The organism is Sphingobacterium endophyticum, assembly GCF_009733535.1.
Taxonomy (GTDB): domain Bacteria; phylum Bacteroidota; class Bacteroidia; order Sphingobacteriales; family Sphingobacteriaceae; genus Sphingobacterium; species Sphingobacterium endophyticum.
In genome coordinates this window covers 39,664-48,356 of the sequence record NZ_SMMI01000025.1, presented here as the reverse complement: position 1 = coordinate 48,356, position 8,693 = coordinate 39,664, and the positions used below count along the sequence as shown (strand labels likewise).

The following is an 8,693-nucleotide window of genomic DNA, read 5'->3' as shown; positions in this document are numbered from 1 at the left end:
TCTTTCAATGCAAAGATAAAGGCTTTCAGAAGCCAGTTTAGAGGTGTAGGTGACATCAATTTCTTCCTGTTCAGGTTAACCAAATTATTTGCTTAGTCCACAGGTTTTGAAACTGATCCGAAATCATCCCCATACTGCTACCCTCCTATTTATAGGTATTTTTTTATGAGGTTGAAATCAGCATATTTGGTAATCAACTGTTAAAATGAGGAAATCCATCTACTTGTTTTTTTTATTTTTCTTCTGTACCGATCTATTTGGACAAGAATTCATCAACACAGATAAGCTTGTTGACAGTTTGTCCAATCTTGTTGTGCATGGAAAAACGGACAGCATCAAAGCAAGAGCAAATTTTCTACTATCGGATCATTTTTATAGGGATAGTGTAAAAGCAAAAGAATATTTAAACAGAGGATTAAAGCTTGTTAAGGATGAGCCTATTTTAAAAGGACTTTATCATCATTATTTAGCAGGAATATACTTTGATCTGGACTCTAAGTTTGCTATTCAAGAATATGAGAAGGCAATTAAAGAGTTCGAAAAAATAAAAAGCAAAGAAAGCTATCAGTTTCAAGCACGGTCATGGCATAATATCGGGGTTCTACATCAATATATTGGTGAGCCGCGAAAGTTCATGGATATCCTAATTCAAAGAAGCATCCCACTTTCGACAAAAGCAAATGAACTCGGAAACACAGCATTATACCTTGGAGAGGTAGGAATGATGTTAATGAATTATAAAGACCATCAGGGAGCAACCCAATATTTTAACAAGGGGTTAGCGATGATGGAAGCCAACCCACCGATTGATGAATTTGATTATTTGGAAATCCTTCTGAACTTAAGTCGCAATTATCTTCATTTAAACAAACTTGATTCCGTCAATATTTATCTAAAAAAAGCTGAACCCGTTGCAAAGAATATTCATAATGATGGGTTATATTATGATTTTATCGAGGTTAAATCGAACTATTTCAATGTCAATAAAAGATTTGCTGAATCGGAGAAAATAATATTGGAAGGGATATCTAAAGCTCTAAAAAACAATCAAGGAAATTCTCTCTCCTATAAGCTCTGTATGCTTTATTTTCAATTATTTAAATCGTATTTAGGGCAGAATAAATTTCAGCAAGCAAAGGCTGCGATGGACAAGTCTAGGGAATATGACATTTATAAAGATCCTGTAAATATGATTCTGCGTTATTCCCACCTTGCTGAGTTGTATGAGAAGATGAACCACTATTCGAATGCCTATGATTTTTTAAAAAAGGCCTATATGTTGAGAGATTCCAATTACAGCGCCAATTCCAAAAAGGATATGATTGAAATGGAGAAGAGGCTGCAACTCTCGGAAAAGGAAAAAGAAATTGAAAAGCTTCGATCAGACAATGAGCAAATTCTTTTAATCCAAAAGAATCAGAAGTTATTGAATTGGCTTTTCGGGATTGGTGCCTTTATATTTTTACTCATTGTATTATTCCTTTATTATATCTATCAAAATAATAAAAGGACGAGTAAAATTGAACTAAATGTATTAGAGCAGGAGAATAAGTTAAAGCTCGCACATGCCGTTATGAATGCGGAGGATAATGAACGACACCGTATAGCACGGGATTTACATGATGGCTTGGGAGGGACTTTATCGGCGATTAAATTGAGGCTATCAGCTGAAGAAAAGGAGAACCATACTTCAGGAATCGAAGAAAGTATCTCCCAGCTTGATGGCTCAATTACAGATTTGCGCAATATAGCCCGGAACTTGATGCCGGAGACACTAATTCGTTCTGGAATTGATGTTGCCTTAAAAGATTTATGCGCTTCATTAGGTTCAAAAGCACTTCAAATTGAATATCAATCTTATGATATTGGATCAAATATTCCGAAGGACAAGCAACTAAATATCTACAGAATTGTTCAAGAATTACTAGCCAATAGTATACGTCATGGAAGGGCTTCCTATATTTTGGTACAATGTTCACAGGAACAGAATAAATTTTTAATTACGATTGAAGATAATGGCAAGGGATTTGACATGAAAAGCAATGATAAAAAAATGGGGATGGGTCTGAATAATATTAAAAAAAGAGTGGAATTGATGCAAGGAATTTTTGACCTAAACTCTGTAATAAACGAAGGTACTACAGCAAATATTGAATTATATGTTTGATGAGAAGAAAACTCTTGCATTAGTCGATGACCATCCGATCGTCATTGAGGGGTTGAAATCTGTAATTTCTGCTTGGAACAAGCAGTACAACCTAATTTGTTTTTCAGATGGTAATTCAGTATTGTCATTTGTAAAAAATAATCATGTCGATATTGTTTTATTAGATATTTCTCTTCCAGACATTAGTGGTCTTGAAGTTTGCAAACTTATCAAAACTGAATTTCCCAACATAAAGGTTGTTGGCTTGTCCAATCAGGCAGAATTTAGCGTCATTTCATCGATGTTAGAAAACGGTGCATCAGGATTTCTATTAAAGGAAGTACCTTCTAGTGAAATTATGAGGGGAATAGAAGAGGTCCTTAACGGAGAAACAGCACTTAGTCAAGAAGTAAAAAATATTTTAGGAAATAAAACGAACCAATCCCAAGGGTTGCCCTCACTTACTAAACGAGAAAAAGAACTCATCCAACTGCTTGCACAGGGCAAAACTACAAACAAGATTGCTGACGAGCTATTTTTAAGCAAATTTACTGTTGATACCTATAGAAAAAATTTGCTGCAAAAATTCAATGTTAAAAACAGCAGTGAATTATTGGTGTTACTCATTGAGAACAAAATGATTTAGAAGAAGTTAAGGATAAGGTTTTCTTTTGTAATAAATAAATACTAATTGAGCAGTAGGGTTCCATGAATCTAATTTTATATTCTAAAACATTTATCTAACTTTGCGGCTACATAAAGTTAACATGCTTTAGAATAGCATCACAATGGTTCAGAAAACGAAATTTCAATATAAAAAACCCCAATAAATCATTTCACCATGCCTTTGCAATTTAACACCGTAAAATTATTTGCTGGTTCAGGAACCTTAGAATTAGCAGACAAGATTTCAAAATCATACGGAAAACCACTAGGAGACATGACCTTGTCAAAGTTTTCTGACGGCGAAATTCAACCATTCTACAATGAATCAGTTCGTGGAAGTGACGTTTTCTTAATTCAATCTACAAATCAGCCGACAGATAATTTGTTGGAGCTTTTATTGATGATTGATGCTGCAAAACGAGCTTCAGCCCACTACATTACAGTGGTTGTTCCCTATTTTGGATATGCACGTCAAGACCGTAAGGATAAACCAAGGGTTGCTATTGGCGCAAAAATGATCGCTAATTTGATTACGGCTGCAGGAGCAAGCCGCATCATGACGATGGACTTACATGCTGCACAAATTCAAGGATTTTTTGACATTCCAGTGGATCACTTGGATGGCGCTATCATCTTTGTACCTTATATTAAGTCATTGAAATTAGAGAATTTAATGATTGCAAGCCCTGACATGGGGGGATCATATCGTGCACGTACGTTTGCAAAATTCTTTAATGCTGAGGTTGTGATCTGTGATAAGCGCAGAAAACGTGCTAACGAGATTGAATCCATGTCAATTATTGGAGATGTAACGGGTCAAGATGTTGTTTTAATAGATGACATCTGTGATACAGCAGGTACACTTTCAAAAGCTGCGGCATTGATTATGGAAAATGGTGCTAAATCGGTTCGTGCTGTATGTACTCACGCTGTATTATCCGGAAAAGCATATGAAACGATTGAAAACTCTGTTTTATCAGAAATGATAGTTACGGATACGATTCAATTAAATCCAGAAAAAGCAGCTTCATGTTCAAAGATCAAGGTATTATCTACAGCAGGTCTTTTTGCAAATGCTATAAAAAATGTCAATGAACACGGTTCAATTTCAGATCTATTCGATGTGAAATAATATTTGAACTTTCAAATAAAAACAAAACAGGTGCTGAAAATTCAGCACCTGTTTTGTTTTTTTCGTTAATCCTTCATTTATAGGAAATTATTTTCTGATTTACTATAAAATTCCTTTTAACAATTCAGGGAATTGATTATCTTTGCACCTCAAATTTAATATTTAATAATATGAAATCAATTGCTATTAGCGGTTCTGCGAGACAGAACGTAGGGAAAAGAGATGCAAAGGAATTGCGTTACGAGGGTAATATCCCTGCAGTTCTTTACGGAGGTAAAGAACAGACACACTTCTCTGTATCCGCAGCTGATTTGAAACCAGTTCTTTACACACCAGAAGTAATCTTCGTAGAATTGGAAATCGGTGGCAAAAAATCAAAAGCTATCGTTCAAGAAGCACAATTCCATCCATTAACTGACCAAGTAACACATGTTGACTTCTTACAGTTATTTGATGATAAAGAAGTTTCAGTTAACATTCCAATCAAATTAGTTGGTACTTCTCCAGGTGTTAAAATGGGGGGTAAATTAGTTCAAAAATTACGTAGCCTACGTGTTAAAGCACTTCCTACAAACTTACCTCAAGAAATCGAGGTTCCAATGGAAGGACTTGAAGTTGGTAAATCTTACCGTGTAGGTAAAGTAAATTTAACTGATGCTAAAGTATTAAACAATGCTGACGATACTATCGTTGCTGTTACTATGTCACGTGCTCTTCGTCAAGCAGAGCAAGAAGCTGCTAAAGCTGCTGCAAAAGGTGGTAAAAAATAATTAGTACTACTTTAGTATAAAGAAATTGAAGGCATCGAAAATTCGATGCCTTCTTTTTTGTTCAACTAAATTATTAAAATTAGTAAAATTTGTTTTATAGCTTATTTGCCGCTTCTTCAATTGCTTTGATTGTTGGTGCATAATCGACACCTAAACCTTCCTGTTGATAAATCAACTCTCCATTTTCATTAAATAAGCTTATAATATTAGAATGGGAAAAATCAATAGGTGAAATTTTTTTATAATTGACAGCCAATGTTGCTGCAAATTCTCTTGTGTCCTCTTCATTTGATCTGAGAAAAAGCCATTGTTCACCATCCATTTCATTATCGATTGAAAATTTCTTCAACCTTTCCGGGGTGTCCACGGTCGGGTCAATACTTACGAGAAGATATTTAATTTTCGATTTCGATTTAGAATTTACGGTTTTTTCAATATGTCGCATATCTGCAACCAATCTAGGACAAGCAGCTTGACAGGAAGTGTAGATCATGGCCACAACCACAATATCACCTCTCAGGTCTGGCAATTGCATTTGATTACCATTTTGATCTGTCCAATTTGATGGTAAATTATAAACCGATAAATCGGAAAGATCTTCTGTCAGAACAGCTTGTTTTTTTTCTTCAGTTTCAATTTTTGTACTACTCTTACAACCTAACATAAGCAGTCCACAAAAGCAGTATATTATTAACTTGTTAATCTTCATGTTTAATTATTTAATATCCCTTGCACATCGAAATCCCAAATTTCTGCTTGTATAAGGTGCTTTCATACTTCCTCTAAAAGCATATCGCATAAAAGCAGCATAATTCATTAAATCTGTTGCATTGACAGATGCTCCACCGCAGAACAAATTCCCATCTTCACCTTTATCTTTCCTTGACTCACCAGTCAAAAAGATACTGTTAAAATCAGATGTCCATTCCCATACCAAACCATGGAGATCATATACTCCCCAATAATTTTTAAAGGTACTTCCAACTACATTGTTATAAGTTTTTGGTGTTTCATACCAATTTAGAATGAACTGATTATATGATTTTTTATTTCTAGCATCAAATGTTTTTGCGTCTGCCATAGCAGCATACTCCCATTCATCCATTGTTGCTAATCTTTTTCCTTTACTTTCGCAATATTTCTTGGCGGTATGCCAAGACACATTTGTTATAGGGGAATTAGGATTTGCATTTCCAAAATCAAGATCCGATTTCCAATAGTTCAAATAGCTTTTATCTGCAAAAATTCTTTTGATTTGTGATTTTGTATAGGTTTTATTTTTAATCAGAAAATCTAAATACTGCTGATTTGTTACCGGGTAAACATCCAAATAGAATGAAGCAACTTGGACAGGTTTTTTGTCAGCGGTACCATAAAGAGGAGTATAACTCCCTTTCTTAATCAGCACCATCTCTTGGGAATAACCTGTAAATGAAACGGCGATTCCAAAGAATAAAAATAACAACTGTTTTAGCTTCTTCAACATATTAGCATTTTATTGAATTAGGAAGCACAGCTTTGTGCTTCCTAATTATTTGATTAATTACCGCGTCTTTTTTTGATTTCTGCAGGAGTAATAATGGTTTTATTATTTCCCCAGTTATTATACACGTAGTTCATGACATCAGCAACCTCTTGATCTGATAGTGATTGACTAGGCATAACAGAGTTATATTTTTCACCATTTACAGTAATTTCACCTTTCAGACCGAATAAGACCGCATCTATAGCTTTATCTTTATTATTGTTCAAATAATCTGATTTTGCCAAAGGAGGGAACACTGCTTTAATTCCTTGACCCTCACTTTGGTGACATGCAAGACAAGTTCTGGAGAAAATAGCCTTTCCATCTGCGATTGATTGCTCTGGAGTTTTATTAACGACAACATCTTCTTTTTTCTTTTTAGGCATTTGCTGAATTGTACCGCCTTCTGGAAGGTATATACCATCCATAATCTTTCCAGAATAAATCTGATGATTTTCTTCCCCTTCCACTTTAAGCATACCCAAAGCACCTTTATTAAAGGCTCTAAAGATAGAATGATCAACTAAAACTAGAGTTCCTGGAACATCCACTTTAAATTCAACAATTGCAGATCCACCAGCAGGTATCAAAGTTGTTTGGATATTCTGGTTAATTAAATCACCACCTTCCACATGTACTTTGTCAAAAATTTCACCAATTACGTGGAAAGAAGACACAAGGTTTGGTCCACCATTTCCCACGAACAAACGAATAGTTTCCCCTACTTTAGCTTGAAGTGCATTTTCATTAACTAATGCGTTTACATTTCCATTAAATACAACATAGTCTGCCTCTTCCTTGATAGCTTTATTCATATCAAATGCTTGCAATCCTTTTTCACCATAGCCGCCTTCGGTATAGAAGTCCCCTTGCATTACATAATATTCCCTATCCACAGGAGGCAAACCACCTTCTGGTTCAACTAATATCAACCCGTACATTCCGTTAGCTACGTGCATACCAACTGGAGCAGTTGCGCAGTGATATACATATAGTCCTGGGTTAAGACATTTAAAGGAGAAAGACACTTCATGACCGGGAGCAACCAAGGATGATTCAGCGCCACCACCAGGTCCTGTTACAGCATGTAAGTCGATGTTGTGAGGCAATTTATTGTCGGGGTGATTCTTTAATAAGAATTCCACCTCATCCCCCACTCTAGTTCTGATAAACTGACCTGGTACAGATCCACCAAAAGTCCAGTAGGTATATTTTACACCGTCAACCATTTCCCCTTCCAACTCCAAAATTTCCAAACTCACTTTTAATTTGGCTGCATCACGTTTACCCACTGGTTTTGGCACCAATGGTGGCGAAGTTAATTCAGCAACCATTTCACCTTTTACAGGGATTTTGCTGGTATCGACTGATTTTTTTTCCGATGAATCGTTACAACTTGTAATAAACATTGTAAATCCGATCAGCATACTAAATAATGTAATTGAATTTCTCATATTTTCGGGATTTTTCTCTTAATATTTTCGTTAACTCTTTAGTTAAAAATAGCTGAAAAACCCATGAAAAAATATGACCTCAACCATCCAAAAAAGTAGCATTCATTACATTTTTATGACAAACCAAAACATGGTTGATTTATTTTTAAACTTAGATTATTAATAAAAAAGAGAGGATTTATAAAAATCCTCTCCTGTTAACTTAAATTAATTTTCAAACGTTGTTTTGTTGAATTTGCTGGCGCAAATAATGAGTCAAAATTTATGGAGATTTTTAAATAAGTGTTTGTTCTAATTTTATTGATTTTGGGAATAAAATATTATTCTCTAAATGAATATGTTTGTGTAAATCCTGTTCAAATTCTTTAAGCATTTTAAATGCGACTTTATAAGTACTGCAAGCATCCTCAGGAGCGGTATAATTATTCGTTAATTGAGCAATTTTTTCAAAACGATCACCTTCAGTTTCATGTTCATGAATCATCATGCTGATTGGGTTTTGAACAGAACCAAATCCAGGCTGAACGTAACCATCATGAGTCATTTTAGATTCTTCCATTTTTTCAATATATGGAAATAATATTTTTTCTTCTTTTTCCAAATGATGGCTTAATTCTAAAGCACACTCTTCAAATAATTTATTGACTTGGTATAGTTCTGGATGTCTTTCACCATGAACCTTTCCAATTTTATTAAGGTAAGCTAATAAAACAGGTGTTTTTTCTCGTACATATCTGTGGTGTGTTTTTACAATGTATGATGCCAGTAAGTCAGTAGGCCAAGCGTTAAAATCGATCTGCTCTGAAGCTGATTCATTTAACACGGATTCTAATTCGTTCAATAATTGGTTTTTATTGATTCCTTTTTTTTCAGCAGCTTTTTCAATGGAAACTTGTCCACCACAACAAAAATCCATTCCATATTTTGTAAATACTGCTGCTGTTTTAAAATTCTTAGCGACAACATTTCCGATTTTTTCATTTATTAAGTTTTCCATGAT

The 8,693-nt window shown here is 34.7% G+C and carries 8 protein-coding genes; 4 read left to right on the top strand and 4 right to left on the bottom strand.

What is annotated here, in order from left to right; translation table 11 throughout:
* Positions 1-205 precede the first annotated feature (205 nt).
* From E0Y80_RS19530 to E0Y80_RS19515, 4 genes are all read left to right on the top strand, one after another.
* Positions 206-2,167, top strand: a complete 1,962-nt coding sequence (locus E0Y80_RS19530; RefSeq protein WP_156309338.1) for a tetratricopeptide repeat-containing sensor histidine kinase — start codon at positions 206-208, stop codon at positions 2,165-2,167.
* Positions 2,160-2,792, top strand: a complete 633-nt coding sequence (locus E0Y80_RS19525) for a response regulator (RefSeq protein ID WP_156309337.1) — start codon at positions 2,160-2,162, stop codon at positions 2,790-2,792. Before E0Y80_RS19530 ends, E0Y80_RS19525 begins: the two co-directional genes overlap by 8 nt.
* Positions 2,793-2,987: 195 nt before the next feature.
* A complete protein-coding gene (locus E0Y80_RS19520) occupies positions 2,988-3,944 on the top strand; it encodes a ribose-phosphate pyrophosphokinase (RefSeq protein WP_156309336.1) in 957 nt (318 codons plus the stop codon).
* Between the two features lie 170 nt (positions 3,945-4,114).
* A complete protein-coding gene (locus tag E0Y80_RS19515; protein WP_156309335.1) occupies positions 4,115-4,714 on the top strand; it encodes a 50S ribosomal protein L25/general stress protein Ctc in 600 nt (199 codons plus the stop codon).
* A gap of 94 nt (positions 4,715-4,808) precedes the next feature.
* Here E0Y80_RS19515 and E0Y80_RS19510 read toward each other — a convergent pair whose 3' ends face one another.
* The 4 genes from E0Y80_RS19510 to ric form a co-directional block, all read right to left on the bottom strand.
* Positions 4,809-5,423, bottom strand: a complete 615-nt coding sequence (locus E0Y80_RS19510) for an SCO family protein (RefSeq protein WP_156309334.1) — start codon at positions 5,421-5,423, stop codon at positions 4,809-4,811.
* 6 nt (positions 5,424-5,429) lie between these two features.
* Complete coding sequence (locus E0Y80_RS19505) at positions 5,430-6,200, bottom strand: formylglycine-generating enzyme family protein (protein ID WP_197091687.1); 771 nt, start codon at positions 6,198-6,200, stop codon at positions 5,430-5,432.
* Between the two features lie 53 nt (positions 6,201-6,253).
* Positions 6,254-7,693, bottom strand: a complete 1,440-nt coding sequence (gene nirK / locus E0Y80_RS19500; RefSeq protein WP_156309333.1) for a copper-containing nitrite reductase — start codon at positions 7,691-7,693, stop codon at positions 6,254-6,256.
* A 274-nt stretch (positions 7,694-7,967) separates the two neighbouring features.
* Complete coding sequence (gene ric, locus E0Y80_RS19495; RefSeq protein ID WP_156309332.1) at positions 7,968-8,690, bottom strand: iron-sulfur cluster repair di-iron protein; 723 nt, start codon at positions 8,688-8,690, stop codon at positions 7,968-7,970.
* Positions 8,691-8,693: the final 3 nt, after the last annotated feature.